The 17,298-nt window shown below is 31.8% G+C and carries 17 protein-coding genes and 1 tRNA gene; 9 read left to right on the forward strand and 9 right to left on the reverse strand.

Annotated features, from left to right (window positions below):
- Position 1 precedes the first annotated feature (1 nt).
- Entirely contained in the window at positions 2–835 is an 834-nt protein-coding gene (locus ACSVH9_RS07475; RefSeq protein WP_438063169.1) for an ABC transporter permease, read from the forward strand.
- Positions 832–1,494 carry a hypothetical protein gene (locus ACSVH9_RS07480; protein ID WP_438063170.1) on the forward strand — a complete coding sequence of 221 codons (663 nt, stop codon included), beginning with the start codon at positions 832–834 and terminating at the stop codon, positions 1,492–1,494. Before ACSVH9_RS07475 ends, ACSVH9_RS07480 begins: the two co-directional genes overlap by 4 nt.
- Positions 1,495–1,533: 39 nt before the next feature.
- On the opposite strand, the gene ACSVH9_RS07485 is transcribed toward ACSVH9_RS07480, so the two are convergent.
- Positions 1,534–1,761 (reverse strand): hypothetical protein, encoded by a 228-nt coding sequence (locus ACSVH9_RS07485; protein ID WP_438063171.1) that lies wholly within the window; start codon positions 1,759–1,761, stop codon positions 1,534–1,536.
- Positions 1,762–1,902: 141 nt separating this feature from the next.
- Positions 1,903–3,687, reverse strand: a complete 1,785-nt coding sequence (locus ACSVH9_RS07490) for an ABC transporter ATP-binding protein (protein WP_438063172.1) — start codon at positions 3,685–3,687, stop codon at positions 1,903–1,905.
- Positions 3,688–3,871: 184 nt separating this feature from the next.
- On the opposite strand from ACSVH9_RS07490, the gene ACSVH9_RS07495 reads away from it, so the two are divergent.
- Positions 3,872–3,949, forward strand: a tRNA-Val gene (locus tag ACSVH9_RS07495).
- Positions 3,950–4,005: 56 nt separating this feature from the next.
- Complete coding sequence (locus ACSVH9_RS07500; RefSeq protein WP_438063173.1) at positions 4,006–4,257, forward strand: GIY-YIG nuclease family protein; 252 nt, start codon at positions 4,006–4,008, stop codon at positions 4,255–4,257.
- A gap of 166 nt (positions 4,258–4,423) precedes the next feature.
- On the opposite strand, the gene ACSVH9_RS07505 is transcribed toward ACSVH9_RS07500, so the two are convergent.
- Entirely contained in the window at positions 4,424–5,110 is a 687-nt protein-coding gene (locus tag ACSVH9_RS07505) for a spermidine synthase (protein WP_438063174.1), read from the reverse strand.
- 64 nt (positions 5,111–5,174) lie between these two features.
- On the opposite strand from ACSVH9_RS07505, the gene ACSVH9_RS07510 reads away from it, so the two are divergent.
- The gene (locus tag ACSVH9_RS07510; protein ID WP_438063175.1) at positions 5,175–5,726 is read left to right on the forward strand and encodes a 1-acyl-sn-glycerol-3-phosphate acyltransferase; all 552 of its coding nucleotides are present in this window, start codon (positions 5,175–5,177) and stop codon (positions 5,724–5,726) included.
- A gap of 27 nt (positions 5,727–5,753) precedes the next feature.
- Here the strand turns inward: ACSVH9_RS07510 and ACSVH9_RS07515 are convergent, their stop codons facing one another.
- A complete protein-coding gene (locus ACSVH9_RS07515) occupies positions 5,754–6,185 on the reverse strand; it encodes a helix-turn-helix domain-containing protein (protein WP_438063176.1) in 432 nt (143 codons plus the stop codon).
- Between the two features lie 299 nt (positions 6,186–6,484).
- Between ACSVH9_RS07515 and ACSVH9_RS07520 the strand changes: the two genes are divergently transcribed.
- From ACSVH9_RS07520 to ACSVH9_RS07535, 4 genes are all read left to right on the forward strand, one after another.
- Entirely contained in the window at positions 6,485–7,639 is a 1,155-nt protein-coding gene (locus ACSVH9_RS07520; RefSeq protein ID WP_438063177.1) for a M14 family metallopeptidase, read from the forward strand.
- Between the two features lie 78 nt (positions 7,640–7,717).
- Positions 7,718–8,197 (forward strand): Lrp/AsnC family transcriptional regulator, encoded by a 480-nt coding sequence (locus ACSVH9_RS07525; protein ID WP_159685266.1) that lies wholly within the window; start codon positions 7,718–7,720, stop codon positions 8,195–8,197.
- A gap of 192 nt (positions 8,198–8,389) precedes the next feature.
- Entirely contained in the window at positions 8,390–10,975 is a 2,586-nt protein-coding gene (locus tag ACSVH9_RS07530; protein WP_438063178.1) for a phosphoenolpyruvate carboxylase, read from the forward strand.
- A gap of 10 nt (positions 10,976–10,985) precedes the next feature.
- Positions 10,986–11,501: a DinB family protein gene (locus ACSVH9_RS07535; protein WP_438063179.1), complete on the forward strand. Its 516-nt coding sequence runs from the start codon at positions 10,986–10,988 to the stop codon at positions 11,499–11,501.
- Here ACSVH9_RS07535 and ACSVH9_RS07540 read toward each other — a convergent pair.
- From ACSVH9_RS07540 to ACSVH9_RS07560, 5 genes are all read right to left on the reverse strand, one after another.
- A complete protein-coding gene (locus tag ACSVH9_RS07540) occupies positions 11,496–11,984 on the reverse strand; it encodes a DNA-deoxyinosine glycosylase (protein WP_438063180.1) in 489 nt (162 codons plus the stop codon). The genes ACSVH9_RS07535 and ACSVH9_RS07540 overlap by 6 nt on opposite strands.
- Positions 11,981–14,086, reverse strand: a complete 2,106-nt coding sequence (gene recQ / locus ACSVH9_RS07545; RefSeq protein WP_438063181.1) for a DNA helicase RecQ — start codon at positions 14,084–14,086, stop codon at positions 11,981–11,983. Before recQ ends, ACSVH9_RS07540 begins: the two co-directional genes overlap by 4 nt.
- A gap of 84 nt (positions 14,087–14,170) precedes the next feature.
- Positions 14,171–14,566 (reverse strand): DNA primase, encoded by a 396-nt coding sequence (locus ACSVH9_RS07550; protein WP_438063182.1) that lies wholly within the window; start codon positions 14,564–14,566, stop codon positions 14,171–14,173.
- Positions 14,567–14,574: 8 nt separating this feature from the next.
- Positions 14,575–15,546 (reverse strand): deoxyhypusine synthase family protein, encoded by a 972-nt coding sequence (locus tag ACSVH9_RS07555; RefSeq protein ID WP_438063183.1) that lies wholly within the window; start codon positions 15,544–15,546, stop codon positions 14,575–14,577.
- 83 nt (positions 15,547–15,629) lie between these two features.
- Positions 15,630–17,030, reverse strand: coding sequence for an arginine decarboxylase (locus tag ACSVH9_RS07560; RefSeq protein WP_438063184.1), 1,401 nt, complete (start codon positions 17,028–17,030; stop codon positions 15,630–15,632).
- Positions 17,031–17,298 lie beyond the last annotated feature (268 nt).

Raw genomic sequence — 17,298 nt, forward strand, 5'->3', positions numbered from 1 at the left:
TATGATGTGGCAATTAATGAGAATTGAATGGTTTAAACTTTTCAAACAGCAACGAACCTATTGGGCATTAGCCGCCATTTTAATCATAGAAGGATTGGTTTTGGTGGGAGCTTATTTTCAAGGAACAGAAATCATCGAATTGTTACTAGAAAATCTTCGGAAATCCTTTTATTTTAAAGGAAAACTGTTGAATGGTAATCTAATGATTTATCTGTTATTGAATACACTTTGGTTTCATTTGCCTTTGATTTTGATGATTTTGGTATCAGGAATGATGACCACAGAATACAAAGACAAAACGCTTCAAGCAACCTTTTTGCAACCTGTGAAAAAAGGGAGTTTTATCCTGTCTAAATATTTGGTTGCATTGCAACTAACGATTCTTGTTTTGGCTTTTCTTGCTTTAACTTCTGTTTTGCTGTCTAATATGCTTTTTGGACAAGGTGATTTGATTGTGTATTTAGAATCACTTAATTTTTTCACTAATGAAGAAGCGAAGGAGCGTATTCTTTTTGCCTTTATTTCTGGAGGTTTTTCAATGTTGTTTTATACAGTGGTGAGTATGACATTAGCAATCATTATAAAAGAAGCCACAGCCACTTGGATTGCGGCTACTTTTTTTCTGGTTTTTACTAATTTATTGCTAAAAATAGATTTAAATTCTACTTTCTTAAACCAGTGGGCTTATGTAAAACTAATTGACAGTTGGCAATACTTTTTTTATCCTGAAGTGGAATGGGAGCAAGTAAGTTTTAATACTGTTTTATTGATCATTTATACAGTAGCAACAGCACTTTTTGGTAGTTATTTATTCATTAAAAAAGACCTAGAATGATGCAGAAGTATTTTTTCATTGCCCTTTTTATCATTACTAGCTTTACTTGTTTTTCACAACAAATCGACAAAGATTTTTTGTTATTAAAGCAACGAATGGATTCTGTATCTTCTTTCACTGCGAAATTAGTTTTGGACGTTGATATTTCTTTTATTAATATGCCAACAAAGCAAGCCACATTAAACTATAATCGTGGTAAGAGAATGAAAATTGATGCAAAAGATTTTGTGCTTTTGCCCAAAAGAGGATTGGATTTTTCACTTAACAGTTTAACGGAATATCCTTATATCACTGTTGATAGGGGAAAAGAAGTAAAAAACGGCAGACTCTGTAAAGTCCTTAACATTATTCCCACAGATCCTAAAGCCGATTTTTCGATAGCTACTGTATGGTTGGACCAAAAAGCGAAACGTTTGCATACCACTGAAATCAATACCAAAAAAGATGGGGCGTATCAAATGGCGTTGGAATATCAAAAATCAAAAGACGTTTTACCTCAAAAAGTTGAAGTGAGTTTTGAAATTGAAAAATTAAAAATTCCAGTAAATTTCCTTGGAAAAGGTTCTTCCATTGACCGTAAAAAGATGAAAGCGACAGCTGTTAAAAAAGGCAAAATTTACCTGTTGTTGAGTTATGCTTCCATAAAAAGGACTACTTAAATCTTTGGAATATTCCTTTGATTTTGATAATGAAATATTTTAGTTTTTCTCACTAATTTTAGGTTGATCTTCATACCAATCAGCAAAGGTTTTCGAAGTACTAGTCATACTTTTTAGCACTCGATACACCATTAGTACAATCAAAAAATTGCCAATTATGAATAAGATATTCATAATCTTAAAGGAAGTTTCAAATTGACAAAAGGCAATGGTGAAAATCAAAAAAGAAACAGTTATTACTCCAGTTACAAAGGCTATATTTTTCATTTTGTCACAAATTAAAAAGGTTATTATTGAGTTATTTATAACAAATTAAAATTCGTATAATTAACTGTATTTCAAACAATAACATTTGTTAATTTGTAGTGAAATTTTTAATCGAAATATAGCCTTTTTGAAGTAATTTTTTTAGAAATCACTAAACTGTAGGTTGCTTAAATTTTTATAAATACCATTTTCTATGGCAATCAATTCTTGATGCGTTCCTTTTTCGGTAATTTGTCCTTGGTCTAAAACCAAAATTTGATCAGCACTACGAATCGTTGATAAACGGTGCGCAATAATGATGCTTGTTCTTCCTTCCATTAAAATTTCTAGAGCTTCTTGAACTAATTTTTCACTTTCGCTATCTAAAGAGGAAGTGGCTTCATCCAAAATCAAAATGCTTGGGTTTTTGAGTAAGGCTCTTGCAATAGCAATACGCTGTCTTTGACCTCCGGAAAGTTTAATTCCTCTTTCTCCGACCACAGTTTCAAATTGTTCTGGGAAGCCTTGAATGAATTGTAAGGCGTTGGCTTGTTTAGCGGCCAACATAATTTCTTCGTCGGTAGCATTGGGTTTACCGTAAGCAATATTTTCTTTGATGGTTCCTCCAAACAGAATTACATCTTGAGGAACAATACTCATATTGCCACGCAACGCTTCTAAATCATAATCCAACATATCTTTATCATCTATAGTAATGCTACCGCCTGTGGTATCATAGAAGCGCAATAACAAAGAGGCAATAGTTGATTTTCCTGCTCCACTCGGACCAACAATAGCAATTTTTTGACCTGATAAAGCGGTAAAACTTACTTCTTTTAAAACTTGAATTTCTTTACGAGAAGGGTAGGTGAAGGCAACATTTTCAAATGAGACATCTCCTTTTATTTTTGGAAAATTTTGATTTTCTGTGCTATTGATTTTTTCGGGAATTTCTTCTAATAATTCAAAGACACGTTCTGTAGCTCCAATGGCTTTTTGCATTTGCGCATACAATTCGGCTATGCCACCAGAGGAAGCACCAACATAACTCGAATAAAGAATAAAGGTGAATAATTCACCCACAGTGATTTCGCCAGCAATGCTTAATTGTACACCATACCAAACTACTGCTACTATTGTTCCGAACAAACAAACAATAATAAAGGAAGCAAAATAACCACGTAATTGACCACCTTTTATAGCCACTTTTACGACTTCTTTAATTTTTGTAGTGTAGCGTTCAATTTCATACCATTCGTTGGCAAAGGCTTTTACTATGCTAATACCTTGCATTGTTTCTTCGACCACAACTTGGCTTTCGGCTACTTGATCTTGAACTTTTTTAGAATACTTACGAATAAATCTACCAAAGAATACTGCTGCAACACCAACTAACGGAACAACTGAAATCATCATTATAGTCAGTTTAATGTTGATGCTGGCTAACATCACAAAACTACCTATAATCAGAATAAATTGACGTAAAAATTCGGCAATGGTCGTGGTTAGGGTATCTTGAATTTGACTAATATCGTTGCTGATTCGGCTATTCAATTCGCCCACACGTTTCTGAGAGAAAAAAGACATTGGTAGTTTGACCAAATTGGTATATAATGCTAATCTTACATTAGCCAAAGTGTTTTCGGTAAAATTCACGAAAAGTGACAATCTAAAAAAAGAAAAAACTGATTGTAGGATCAATACTAATCCTAATCCCAAAGCGATTTGGTTGGCCAAGCTACTATCTTTTTTATTGACACAATCTACCAGCATTCCCATAAATTTAGGAAAAGCAAGTGCCGTTACACTCGTTAATAACAAGAACAGTAATCCTAGGTAAAATTTCCAAGTATTTTTGCCTGCATATTTGAAAATAATTTTGGCTTTGTTTATTGAAGAGGCTGTGATTTTGGCTTTCGGTAAATCGTTTTCTTTAAATCTTCCCATTGGTGTTTATTTATGCTTCAAATGTACCATTCTGAAAATGTAATTCAAAAAAATAATGGACTTAGTATGTAAAACTAAAATGCTGTGCGTGAGGATTTAATTAAATCAGCATTAATTTTTTTGATTTTTTTCAAAAAAAAGTCTTGCAAATACGAATTCTAGCTGTATATTTGCACACGCAATCGGGCGATTAGCTCAGCTGGTTCAGAGCACCTCGTTTACACCGAGGGGGTCGGGGGTTCGAACCCCTCATCGCCCACCAATTTTCAAAAACTCCAAAGTCAATAGATTTTGGAGTTTTTTATTTTTTGCATAGTTATGGATTTTATCGTTTATATTTTGTTTAGTGAAACTAAGAACAGATTTTATATTGGATTCACTTCTAATTCGGAAGAAAGACTCATTCGACACAATCAAAAAAGCAAAGGTTTTACCGGAAGTGTAGATGATTGGAAAGTTGTTTATACCGAAAACTACCAAACTAAAGAACTAGCTCATCAAAGAGAATTACAAATAAAATCTTGGACGAGTAGAATAAAAATTCAAGAATTAATTTTAAATAAAAACTAGCTCAGCTAATTCAGAGCATTCCGAAGGCATCGGAAGTGGTCGGGGGTTCGAACCCCTCATCGCCCACTGATTTTTATAAACTCCAAAGTCAATAGATTTTGGAGTTTATTATTTTTTGGACAAATCTCAAGTTGCTTAATTTTTACTTTGGATGAAGCAAAAAAAGTTAGTTTTTTTGAGATTGTTTTTGGTTGATTGGCTGAACTAAAATTAACTCATTATGTCTTTCGATTCTGGGTATTGAGTTGATTTTGAATTTAGTGTTTTTTAAGCCGTCAATGAATTTTTTGTTTCTAGTGTTGTCAGCTTCACTGAGTGTCATTGTGTTAAAAAGTAGGTAGCCATTATCTTTTAAAAGCGATAAAGTCTTGTCTCTAAAATAAGGCTCAAATAAAAAGCTAGGCATTTCAAGATCTTCAAAAACATCAATGATAATTAAATTGTATTGATCTTTGCATCTCAAAACAAAATCGAGAGCATCTTGTATTTTTATTTCAAGATTAGCGATTTGGTCCAGTTGAAAGTAAGAATTGGCAATTTCAATTATTTTATTATCAATTTCAACACCAGTAATTTGACCTTTAAAATCGATTTCATTAACTAATGTTTTTATTACGCTGCCACCTGCTACGCCAAGAACTAAGATGTTCTCCATAGATTGTATGGTATTGAAACCGATTTTTCGCAAACCTATTCTAAGGATGCGCTGCAAACTTCCGTAGGAATAGTTTGTGTTTTCGGAATCAATCAGTAACTCACCATTAGTCCAAGTGACTTCAATGCTTTTGCTAACAGATGATTTCGATTTATAGATATTTATGGGAATAAGGTAACTAAAAAGTTTTTTTAGCATTTCAAATTAAATTTATTCAAAAATACCATTTTAATCATTTATTTTGCTCAATATTTTTAAAACAATGAAAAAGCAAATCTATAAGTGGATCTTTTTTGACCTAATGGGTTGGAAGATTGTTGGTGGTATTGAGAGTGAGGTTAAAAAGTGTGTTATGATGGTAATGCCACATACTAGTAATCACGATTTTTATTTAGGTGTTTTTACGAGAGGAATCGTTGGTTTAGAAATGAATTGGATTGGTAAAAAAGAGCTTTTTATGTTTCCTTTTAATTATTACTTTAAATATATGGGAGGTGAACCCTTGGATAGAAGTGGGGGGCTAAACAAGGTAGATGCTATAGCTTCTATATTTAAAAGGAGAGACGAATTTCGTTTAGCGGTTGCTCCAGAAGGTACTCGTAAAAAAGTATCTCAATTAAAAACAGGGTTTTATTACATAGCTCTTAAGGCAGAAGTACCTATTATTCCGGTAGCTTTTGATTTTGGAAAAAAAGAAGTAAATTTAGGTAAGCCCTTTTTTCCAACTTCTAATTATGAAGCTGACTTGAATGAGTTGAAAAAACATTTTGTTGGAGTAGAAGGAAAAATTCCAACAAATGGATATGATTGGTAATTAGTTTTTTCTTCTTTTTAAAAAACATTAATCTTGTTCGTATACTTTGAAAGAACCATTCTTGTAAAAAAAGACAATTTTTTCAATTTGTTGTTTTGAAGTATTGCTTATTGAAAAATTTGTTGGTTCAACATTTTTGAAATTTTCCCCTTGGATTTGCGATTTTTCTTTGTCTAAACCAGAAGTGTTAGAGAGAGCAGGGAGAGTTTGATTTTCTAATTTTGAAACATGTTCATCTGGAAAACTTCCTTTTCCTATAAGTAGCCAATATAGATTTACTTCTGGAAATTCTTCTATTATTTTTAAAACAAAGTCCAAACTAGGTTTGTTTCTGCCTGAAAGAAGGTGAGACAAGCTAGAGCGTTGTACACCAATTCTATCAGCAAAAGTAGCGGCATTCATGCTGTAATAGTCAAGTAGATGTTCTAGTCTTTTAATGAAAATGTCTAAGTTTACCATTGTAAATTATTTTGATAGCACGTGTCTTTACAAATGTAATTATTTGTCCTTATAAAACAAATTAAGCTTATTAATAACGACTAATAGTTTAGTTTTTATTTAAACTTATAATTTACTCAATCGTATTTAATGTATTGATATATAATATAATAGATTAATAATTTGTATGTTTTAGTGTTCACTTAAAAATCGAACAAAATTGAATAGTTTTAATTGTAAGATTGTATTTTTAAAAAAGAATATTAGTTTACAATTGTAATTTTAAAGATGTATATTTTTGTAAAACAAAAATTATAAATATGGAAGCGTTAGATTTATTCCTCAATTATAAGGAACAATCGGTACAAGGGAGGTATTTGACTTTGGAGGCAATTTTGCCAATCTTAAAAAAACTCAATACAAAAGAACAGGTAAAACACGTGGGCAATTCTGTTCAAGGAAGGCCGATCTATACCTATCAAATTGGTACTGGAAAAACAAAAATCTTTTTATGGTCTCAAATGCATGGTAATGAAAGTACGACTACAAAAGCCCTTTTGGATTTTATTAATCTTTTGAATGGTGAAACGGAGTTATCAAAAATGCTTTTGGAAGATTTTACTTTTTTGGCTATTCCAATTTTAAATCCTGATGGGGCTTTTTTGTATACACGTGAAAACGCTAATAAAGTTGACTTAAATAGAGATGCTCAAAACTTGACTCAACCAGAAAGTTTGGTTTTAAGAGGGGTTTTTGAGGTTTTTCAACCGGATTATTGTTTTAATCTACATGATCAAAGAACGATTTTTGGTGTTGCTGATTCTGGAAAGCCAGCAACTGTCTCTTTTTTAGCTCCTTCTTATAATGAAGAAAGAGATATTAATGCAACCAGACTCGATGCTATAAGGGTTATAAACAATATTAATAGCGTTCTGCAAAATTATATTCCAGGTCAAGTGGGACGTTTTGATGATTCATTTAATATTAATTGCATAGGCGATACGTTTCAAAATTTGGGAGTGCCTACAATTTTGTTTGAAGCAGGTCATTTTCCAGACGATTATTTAAGAGAAGAAACGAGAAAGTATATCTTCATTTCTTTACTTGTGAGTTTTACTACACTTTCCGAAAACGATGTAGTTGATAATGAAATCAGTCAATATTTGAATATTCCTCAAAATAAAGTGGTTTTTTATGATTTTATGTATAAAAATATCAAAATAAATTATGATGGTAATGAAATTATAACGAATTTTGCTGTTCAATATAAGGAAGAATTGATTGATGGGAAAGTAAATTTTAAAGCTTACATCACAGCAATCGAAAATTTGGACTCTTATTTTGGTCATTACGAGTATGATGCACAAGGTGCTTTGTATTCGGATAATCAAGATAATTTGCCTAAAATTAATCAAATAGCCGATTTTTCATTAGATGACAAGGTTGTTTTTGTTAATGGAATGATTAAAGTTTAATTTTTTTATCAAAATATTGATTTTTTCTTATATTTGTACACATTCTTGCCTTAAAACAGTAATATTAATTAAAGAATTATGAGTAAATTTCGTTTGGATGAAGTAGATCATCAAATTTTAGATATGTTGATTGACAACACAAGAGTTCCTTTCACCGATATCGCAAAAAAATTATTAATTTCTGCAGGTACAGTACATGTAAGAGTTAAAAAAATGGAAGATGCTGGGATTATCATGGGGTCTTCTTTGGTATTGGATTATGATAAATTGGGTTACTCATTTATCGCTTATGTTGGTGTGTTTTTAAATAATACTTCTCAAACTAAATTTGTTTTGGAACGTATTAATGAAATCCCATTTGTAACGGTAGCTTCTGTAACCACTGGTAAGTTTAATATTTTTTGCAAGATTAGAGCAAAAGATACTAAACACGCAAAAGATGTTATCTTTATGATTGATGATATCGATGGTGTATACAGAACTGAAACTATGATTTCTTTAGAAGAAAGTATCAATGATAAGAAGCGTTTAATGCATACCATCTTTAAGGAGATGTAATGACTTGATTGCTATATTTTTAATATAACCTCAAGTTGATTCTTGGGGTTTTTTTATGAAAAAATAATTTAAACTAATTAAAATAGCTACTTACTGTTATATTAGTAGCTGATAGTGTTTTTTGATGTTATATTTTTATTTTTTTTAATAATACAAACCAACTATTAAGCCAAATAAACAACTAAATTTATTATGTATACCCTCCCAAAAATTGAGCGATTCAATAGAGATGTTCTATCTAAATATCATATATATAATAGCGTTTTTATCACATTGCCTTTTGATTCAGTAGATAATACAGGAGTCTTACTTCCTTTGTTTACAGATATTTGTGAAAAAGGTTTTAAAAAACAACAGACGCCCAAAGAAATTGTAGATTTTTTCTCTGCTAAATACTTAAATAACGCTACTGAGCAAGAAGCAATCGATTTAATGTTTCGTTTCATTCAGTATATAGAAAGACAAATTGTGTTGTTTGATGCGATTGAAGATGCAGCTTTTTCCTCAGTTAATAATATGGAAGGAAGGGGTTCATTGCGTGATATTAAGGAAAAAACAGATGCTAAAAACAAGCAGAAAGAACTAATTGCTTTTTTAGAGAATTTTAATGTACGTACTGTATTGACAGCTCACCCTACACAATTTTATCCAGGTCCTGTTTTGGGAATAATTAATGATTTAACTGCTGCAATTAGAAAAAACGATCTTATTCAAATTAAGCAGTTATTAGCGCAACTAGGTAAAACGCCATTTATTCAAAACGAAAAACCTAATCCGTTTGATGAAGCAATTAGTTTGATTTGGTATCTAGAAAATGTGTTTTATAACACATCTGGAGAGATGATCCATTATTTAGAAAAAAATGTCTTTGATGGAACGACTATTCAAAATCCATTAATAAAACTTGGCTTTTGGCCAGGAGGAGATAGAGATGGAAATCCTTTTGTTACGACTGAAATCACTATTAAAGTTGCGGAACGTTTAAGAACTTCAATTTTAAAATGCTATTATTTTGAAATTAGAAATTTAAAACGAAAACTTACTTTCTCTGGAGTTGATGTGTTGATTTCTGAATTAGAACAAAAATTGTATCGTTCTGTTTTTTATTCCAAAGGTGAAATTTTTATCACATTAGAAGAATTCAAAGAACAAATTCATAAAATTAAAACCATTATTATTGAGCAACATCAATCATTGTATTTAGATGATTTGGAAGCCTTATTGATACGTGTAAATTTATTCGGATTTCATTTCGCCACTTTGGATATTAGGCAAAATAGCAAAATACATGATGCTGTTTTTAAAGATGTCGTGAATTTTTATTTAAAGTCAAATACTGAAGTTTTTCCTGATAATTATTTTACTCTTTCTGAACAGGAAAAATTTGAAGTACTTGAAAATGTTAGTGGTGATTTAGATCCAAATGTTTTTGATAATGTCATAACAAGACAGACGTTAGAATCAATACAAGCTGTGAAAACTATTCAAGTAAACAATGGAGAATTTGGTGCCAATCGATACATTATTAGTAATAACGAAAGTGCATTGAATGTTCTAGAAACATTTGCTTTGATTAAATTAAGCAATTGGGATGAAGCAACTATTGATATTATACCGCTTTTTGAGTCTGTTGATGATTTGCAACATGCTCATGAAATTATGGAGAAATTATACACCAATGCTTCTTATGCTGCACATTTAAAACGAAGAGGAAACAAGCAAACCATAATGTTAGGCTTTTCTGATGGAACAAAAGACGGTGGTTATTTAATGGCGAATTGGAGTATTTACAAAGCAAAAGAAGCCCTTACTGAAATCTCCCGAAAATATGATGTTCAAGCTATTTTTTTTGATGGTAGAGGTGGACCTCCTGCTCGTGGTGGCGGAAAAACACATAAGTTCTATGCTTCGTTAGGACCTCAAATTGAAAATAAAGAAATCCAGATTACGATTCAAGGACAAACCATTAGCTCAAATTTTGGAACCTTAGATTCTTGTCGTTATAATTTAGAAAACCTTTTGAGTGCCGGAGTGACCAATCAGGTATTTAATAATTCCAAAAACAAATTATCTCAAGAAGATAAAGCCATATTGGATAAAATGTCTGAATTAGGATATGAAAAATACTTGAATTTTAAAAATCATCCTAAGTTCATCCCGTATTTGGAGCAAATGAGTACTTTAAAATACTATGCAAAAACAAATATTGGAAGTCGTCCATCTAAGAGAAGTACCTCTGAAAGTCTAGAATTTAGTGACCTAAGAGCGATTCCTTTTGTAGGTTCTTGGAGTCAATTAAAGCAAAATGTCCCTGGTTTTTTTGGAGTGGGTACTGCTTTGAAGTATTTCGAAGATAATAACGAATGGGATAAAGTTCAAAATCTATATAAAAATTCATTATTTGTAAAAACATTATTGGAAAATAGTATGATGTCTTTGGCAAAATCATTTTTTCCATTAACAGCTTATATGCGAAAAGACCCAGAGTTTGGTGAGTTTTGGCAAATCATTTATGATGAGTTTTTAGAAACAAAACGTTTGTTGTTGAAAATTGCAGGACATAAAGACCTTATGGAAAATTACCCTGATGGTAAAGCTTCTATCGATATGAGAGAGCGTATTGTATTGCCGCTCTTAACGATACAGCAATACGCTTTATTAAGAATTAACGAATTGAACAAAGCGACTCAACCTAATGATGAACTTATTAAGGTTTATGAAAAAATTGTAACTAGATCTCTTTTCGGAAATACAAACGCGAGTAGAAACTCGGCTTAATTTTTTAATTATGAATTCAAATCAGTTACCAGTTAATGAGTATTCAAAATTTCAAGCTACTTATATCAATGCAGCTATGAATGTAGAATTAATCGAGGAATTAGAGATTTCATTACATGATTTCATTCGATTTGTACAGAATATTCCAATGGACAAATTTGATTATCGTTATGCTGAAGGTAAGTGGACGATAAAAGAAATAATTCAGCATATAATTGATTCTGAAAGAGTTTTCAGTTATCGCGCTTTGCGAATTTCTAGAAATGACAAAACGCCTTTACCTGGTTTTGACGAAAATAATTATGTAGATAATACCAATGCTAACAAAAGAGGTTTGCAGGAATTACTTACCGAATTATCAGCTGTTCGTCATGCTACTTTGCTGTTGTTCAAAAGTTTTTCCGATGAACAGTTGGCTAGAATGGGAATAGCTTCAGAAAATGAAATTTCGGTTCGAGCCATTGGTTTTATTATAATTGGACATCAAAAGCACCATCAAAAAGTGTTTGAAGAACGATACTTATAAATTACTCAAAACCAAAGACCATTCGTTTAATTTATTTTCGAATGGTATTGTGTTTGCAGGACTTGTAGAAGGCATTACATAATACGTAATGCCTTTTATTTGTCCATATTTTTTATAGAAAAACTGATAAGCTATTTTTCCATTGAATAGAAGTGTTGTAATTTTTGGGTGTTCGTTTAAAAAAGTATCAAAATCATTTATTTCTTGATTTTTGATAGCAATGTCTAAACTTCCTTTTCGCTCGCAATTTCGAACCACATCCCAGAGTCCAATTCGATTTTGAAGCAAAAAATCTACTTTGTTTTTATAACAATCGGGTACGACCGTATTGTTGAATATTGTACAAATGATTTTCCAAAATTGATTTTGTTTGTTTCCGTAATATTCGACTTTTTCTAACGATTTTATCCCAGGAATAGAACCCAAAATTAGGATTTCAGTTCTAGCATCTACAATTGGAGCAAAGGAAGCAATTGTCATCATTCTTGATTTTCTTTTTCAATAATGGCAAGTGCTAATCTTATTTTGTCATAAGGCAGTTGTTCTTCAAAATACTCAAAATAGGGTTTTAAGGCATTTGGATTTTCAAGTTTGATTTTGGCCTCTCTAATTTGAGTGATTTCTTCATGACTGATGTAGCTACTTAAATCAATGGGATGACCATCTATATAAAGTTTGGCTAAATGTGATGCAATGGTACTGATGCCTAAATTTCTTTTTATTGCAATTTCATCGACACTTATTCCAGATTGGAATAATGCTAATGTTTCTTTATATGTGTTAGATTCTTTTTTGGCTTTTACAGTTTTGTTTTTTTGAAAATCGATGATTGTCTTAATAAAGATATCTCCATATTTTTCCAATTTTGCTTTTCCGACTCCATCTATTGCTAAAAAATCTGAATCACTCATGGGTCGTTGATTCTCTAATTGTCTAAGCGTTGCATCGTTAAAAATCACATAAGCAGGAACTTCTTCTTCTTTTGCAATTTCAGCACGTAGTTTTCTTAAAATTTCAAATAAAGAATTGGTTGCTGTTTTCGGACTACGTTCCTTAGTCTCTGCTTTAGTTTTATCAATTTTTTGTACTGTGGTTAGTTGTACTTTTTCTCCTTCGAATAATACTTTTTTTGCCAAAGGAGTTAATTTGATTTTGTTTTGTTGGTGGAAAGCAATTTCGCAAAAACCAAGATTTATCAATTGGATAATGTATTGATTCCAATCGTACCAAGAAATATCAATTCCAATTCCATATGTTTTTAAATACTGATATTCTTTGTCATAAATAGAAGCATTTTTTGAACCTCGCAAAAAGTCAACAATTACCGCTAGTGGTTCTGATTCTTTCAATCTTGCTATAGCAGACAAGGCTTTTTGAGCAATAATGGTTCCGTCAAAAAAAGCGGGAGGATTTTTGCAAATGTCACAGTTTCCACAATTTTCAGTAACCAATTCACCAAAATAAGAGAGCAAAATTTTTCTTCTACAACTTAAAGCATCTGCATATTGTTTCATTCGCTCCAGTTTTGCCAATTGCACTTCGGCATTTGAACCTTCAGAAGCAAATTTTTGCAACTGAATCATGTCGCCATAGCTTTCGAACAAAATCGTTTCTGAAGGCAAACCATCTCTTCCAGCACGTCCAATTTCTTGGTAATATCCTTCAATATTTTTGGGTAAGTTGTAGTGAATGACCCAGCGAACATTTGATTTGTCAATACCCATTCCAAAAGCGATGGTAGCACAGACTACTTGACATTCATCATTGATAAAAGCATCTTGTACCGTTGAACGTGTACGATTATCCAGCCCTGCATGATATGCACTTGCTTTAATTCCTGTTTTTTGAAGCTTTTCAGCAAGTTCTTCGGTAGTCTTTCTGCTTAAGCAATAAATGATTCCTGATTCATTTGGTTTTGTATCTATAAAATCAATGATTTGTTTGACACGATCCAAAGCAGGTCTCACTTCTAGACTTAAATTTTTTCTATCAAAAGAAGCCACAAAAGTTTTAGGGTCAACCAAATTCAATTGATCTGAAATGTCAGTTCTAGTAGCTTTGTCGGCTGTGGCAGTCAAGGCTAAAATTGGAGTAGAGGGGAAGCGGTTTTTTAAATACCCTAAATTTGTATAAGCTGGTCTGAAATCATGACCCCAAGCCGAAATACAATGCGCTTCATCAATTGCAATAAGGCTGATTGTGAGCTTGTTGAATGCATTATCCAAATAGGAAAGGCTTTCAGGAGCTATATAAACGAGTTTAAATTCGTTATTCTGTAAAGCATCGATATAAAATTGTTGTTCATCTGAAGATTGGCTACTATTTATAAAACATGCTTTGATTCCGTTTGCTTTTAAACTATCAACTTGATCTTTCATTAAAGCGATTAACGGAGAAATAACAATGGTAGTTCCCGGTAAAACAAGTGCTGGTAGCTGAAAACAAATAGATTTTCCTCCACCTGTAGGCATAATCGCAAGTGTGTCTTGTCCAGATAAAATACAATTGATAATTTCTTCTTGGTTGGGTCTAAACTTTTCAAACCCAAAATTCTCTTTGAGAGTGGCGTGTAAATTAATTGTCATTTTGGCTTATATTTATATTTGAAGTATAAAAGTATAAAAAAAAGGAGCTCTTGTTATGAGCTCCTTTGTATTTTTTAGAGAAATTTAATCTTCGTCATCCTCATCGTCCTCGTCAGCAACATCAGTGTCACCATCTTCATCGTCCTCAGGATCTAAGTCTGGTTTGTCTAAATTATCGTCATCATCATCATCATCAGACACAGCATCGTCATCATCTAATTCTAAACCACTAATTGGAGCTACAACAGCATCGATATCTTCGTCGTCATCAAAGTTTTCTATACGATCTGCAAGTTTAGTACTTACCTTAACAAGGTAAATAGTGTCCTCAGTTCGTACTTCAACTGCTTCAACTAATTCATTTTTAGCGTTTCTGAAACGAATTACATCCGAATCATCATACCCATCAGGAAATTTTTCAACTAAAAGATTTAAAATTTCGTTAGTTAGTTTGGCGTAATCAACAATTACTCTTTTCATAAATTATTCTATAAATCTAACAAATAAGCAAAAACTAATGGTGCTACAATAGTAGCATCCGACTCAATTATAAATTTCGGAGTGTTAATATCTAATTTACCCCAAGTGATTTTTTCATTTGGGACAGCACCGGAATAGGAACCATAACTTGTTGTTGAGTCAGAAATTTGACAGAAATAACTCCAAAATGGAACATCATGCATTTCCATATCTTGGTACAACATTGGTACTACACAGATTGGGAAATCTCCTGCGATTCCTCCTCCGATTTGGAAAAATCCAATTCCGTTAGATGAATTTTTAGAATACCAATCAGCTAAGAAAGTCATGTACTCAATACCAGACTTCATAGTTGAGGCTTTCAATTCCCCTTTTATTACGTAAGAAGCAAAAATATTACCCATAGTACTATCTTCCCAACCTGGCACAATAATAGGTAAATTTTTCTCAGCAGCAGCATACATCCAGCTGTCTTTTAAGTCAATTTCGTAATATTCTTCTAGTACTCCAGAAAGCAACATTTTGTACATGAATTCATGAGGGAAATAGCGCTCTCCTTTGTCGTCAGCATCTTTCCAAATTTTGTAGATGTGCTTTTGTAAACGACGAAATGCTTCATGCTCAGGAATACAAGTATCAGTTACACGATTTAATCCTCTCTCTAGTAAATCCCACTCATCTTGTGGTGTTAAATCGCGATAGTGAGGAACTCTTTCGTAATGTGAATGAGCTACTAAATTCATTATATCTTCTTCAAGATTTGCTCCTGTACAAGAAATAATTTGAACTTTATCTTGGCGAATAATTTCGGCAAATATTTTTCCTATTTCGGCGGTACTCATTGCACCCGCCATACTTACCAACATTTTGGCTCCATTGGCTAATTGCTGCTCATAAGCTTTTGCAGCATCAACTAAGGATGCAGAGTTGAAATGCAAATAATGCCTTTCAATAAACTGACTGATTGGTCCTTTACTCATTTTCAAATAGTTAGGGTGTCAAAAATAGTAAAATTGATTTATTTTTTCACTATTTTTTAGTTAGACAATTATTAAAATTATGTTTATTTTTTTCCGTATCCTAAAATTTTTAACACATCTTCAGAAGTTTGTTGTTCTGAAAAAACTTCTGTAGCTAAAATACCATTTTCGTCTCTATCTATCAGAATGTGTTTAGGTTGCGGAATTAGGCAGTGATGCAAACCTCCATAACCACCTATTGTTTCTTGATAAGCTCCTGTATTAAAGAAACCAATATAAAGTGGTTTTTCTTTATTGTATTTTGGCAAATAAATGGCGTTCATATTTTGCTCAGAGTTGTAATAGTCATCACTATCACAAGTCATTCCTCCGAGTAAAACTCTTTCGTAAGTGTCATTCCAACGGTTGATGGCTAACATTATAAAACGCTTATTAATCGCCCATGTATCTGGTAAAGTTGTGATAAATGAAGAGTCAATCATGTTCCATTTTTCTCTATCATTTTGTTGTTTCTGATACAATACTTGATAAATGGCACCTCCACTTTCTCCAACAGTAAAGGAACCAAATTCTGTAAAAATATTTGGAACATCTACTTCTGCTTCTTCGCAAGCAATTTTAATTTGATTGATAATTTCATCAATCATGTATTGATAATCGTATTCGAAAGTCAATGAATTTTTGATTGGGAAACCACCGCCAATGTTCAATCCATCTAAAGTTGGGCATTCTTTTTTAAGAGCTACATATACTTTAATACACTTTACTAGTTCATTCCAGTAATAAGCATTATCGTTAATCCCAGTATTAATAAAAAAGTGCAACATTTTAAGTTCCAATTTTTTATTCTCTTTAATCTCTTTCTTGTAGAAAGGAACTATGTTTTTATAACCAATCCCTAATCTAGAGGTATAGAATTCAAATTTAGGCTCTTCCTCGGCTGCTATACGAATTCCTATTTTGAACTTGTTTTTTATTTGTGATTGCAACAAATCCAATTCTTCGTAATTATCGATAATTGGAATGGTATTTTTATGACCATTATTAATTAATCGAGCAATATTTTCTACGTATTGATCTCTTTTGAAACCATTACAAATTACATAAGTACTTTTGTTGATTTTACCATTTTCTAGCAAATTTTCAACGATATTGATATCGAATGCAGAGGATGTTTCTATGTGGATATTGTTCTTAAAAGCTTCATTCATTATGTATTCAAAATGAGAACTTTTTGTGCAATAACAGTAGTAATATTTTGCCTCATATTTGTTTTTTTCCATTGACTTACGAAACCAGCTTTTGGCTTTGTTGATGTTGTTGGAAATTTGAGGTAAATAGGTGAATTTTAATGGCGTACCATATTTTTCTACTAATTTCATCAAATCAATATTGTGAAATTGTAGATTGTCCTTATTTAATTTAAATTCTTCCTGAGGGAAATAGTACGTTTGATTGATTAAGTCGGAATATTTTGTATTCATTAGTTTTGAATATTTATAGAAATTAATTAAGCATTTAAACTAAATCAATTGCTGTTCAAACTCTAATGTTAGCGTACCTAATCTGTAGTTTTTCGTTTTCTGTTTTTATGTATTGAAAAGGATCAAAATTAAAGCAACCAATCATAGTATAAAAACGGTGGAAAGATTTAATTAAAAATCGTTCTTGTTTGTTTTTATCCCCTTTGTTGTTGCTATTTTTTTGATTTTTTTTCATCGATGCAAATGTAAAAAATAATATATACGCAAT

This window comes from Flavobacterium sp. RSSB_23 (assembly GCF_051547145.1).
Taxonomy (GTDB): Bacteria; Bacteroidota; Bacteroidia; order Flavobacteriales; family Flavobacteriaceae; genus Flavobacterium.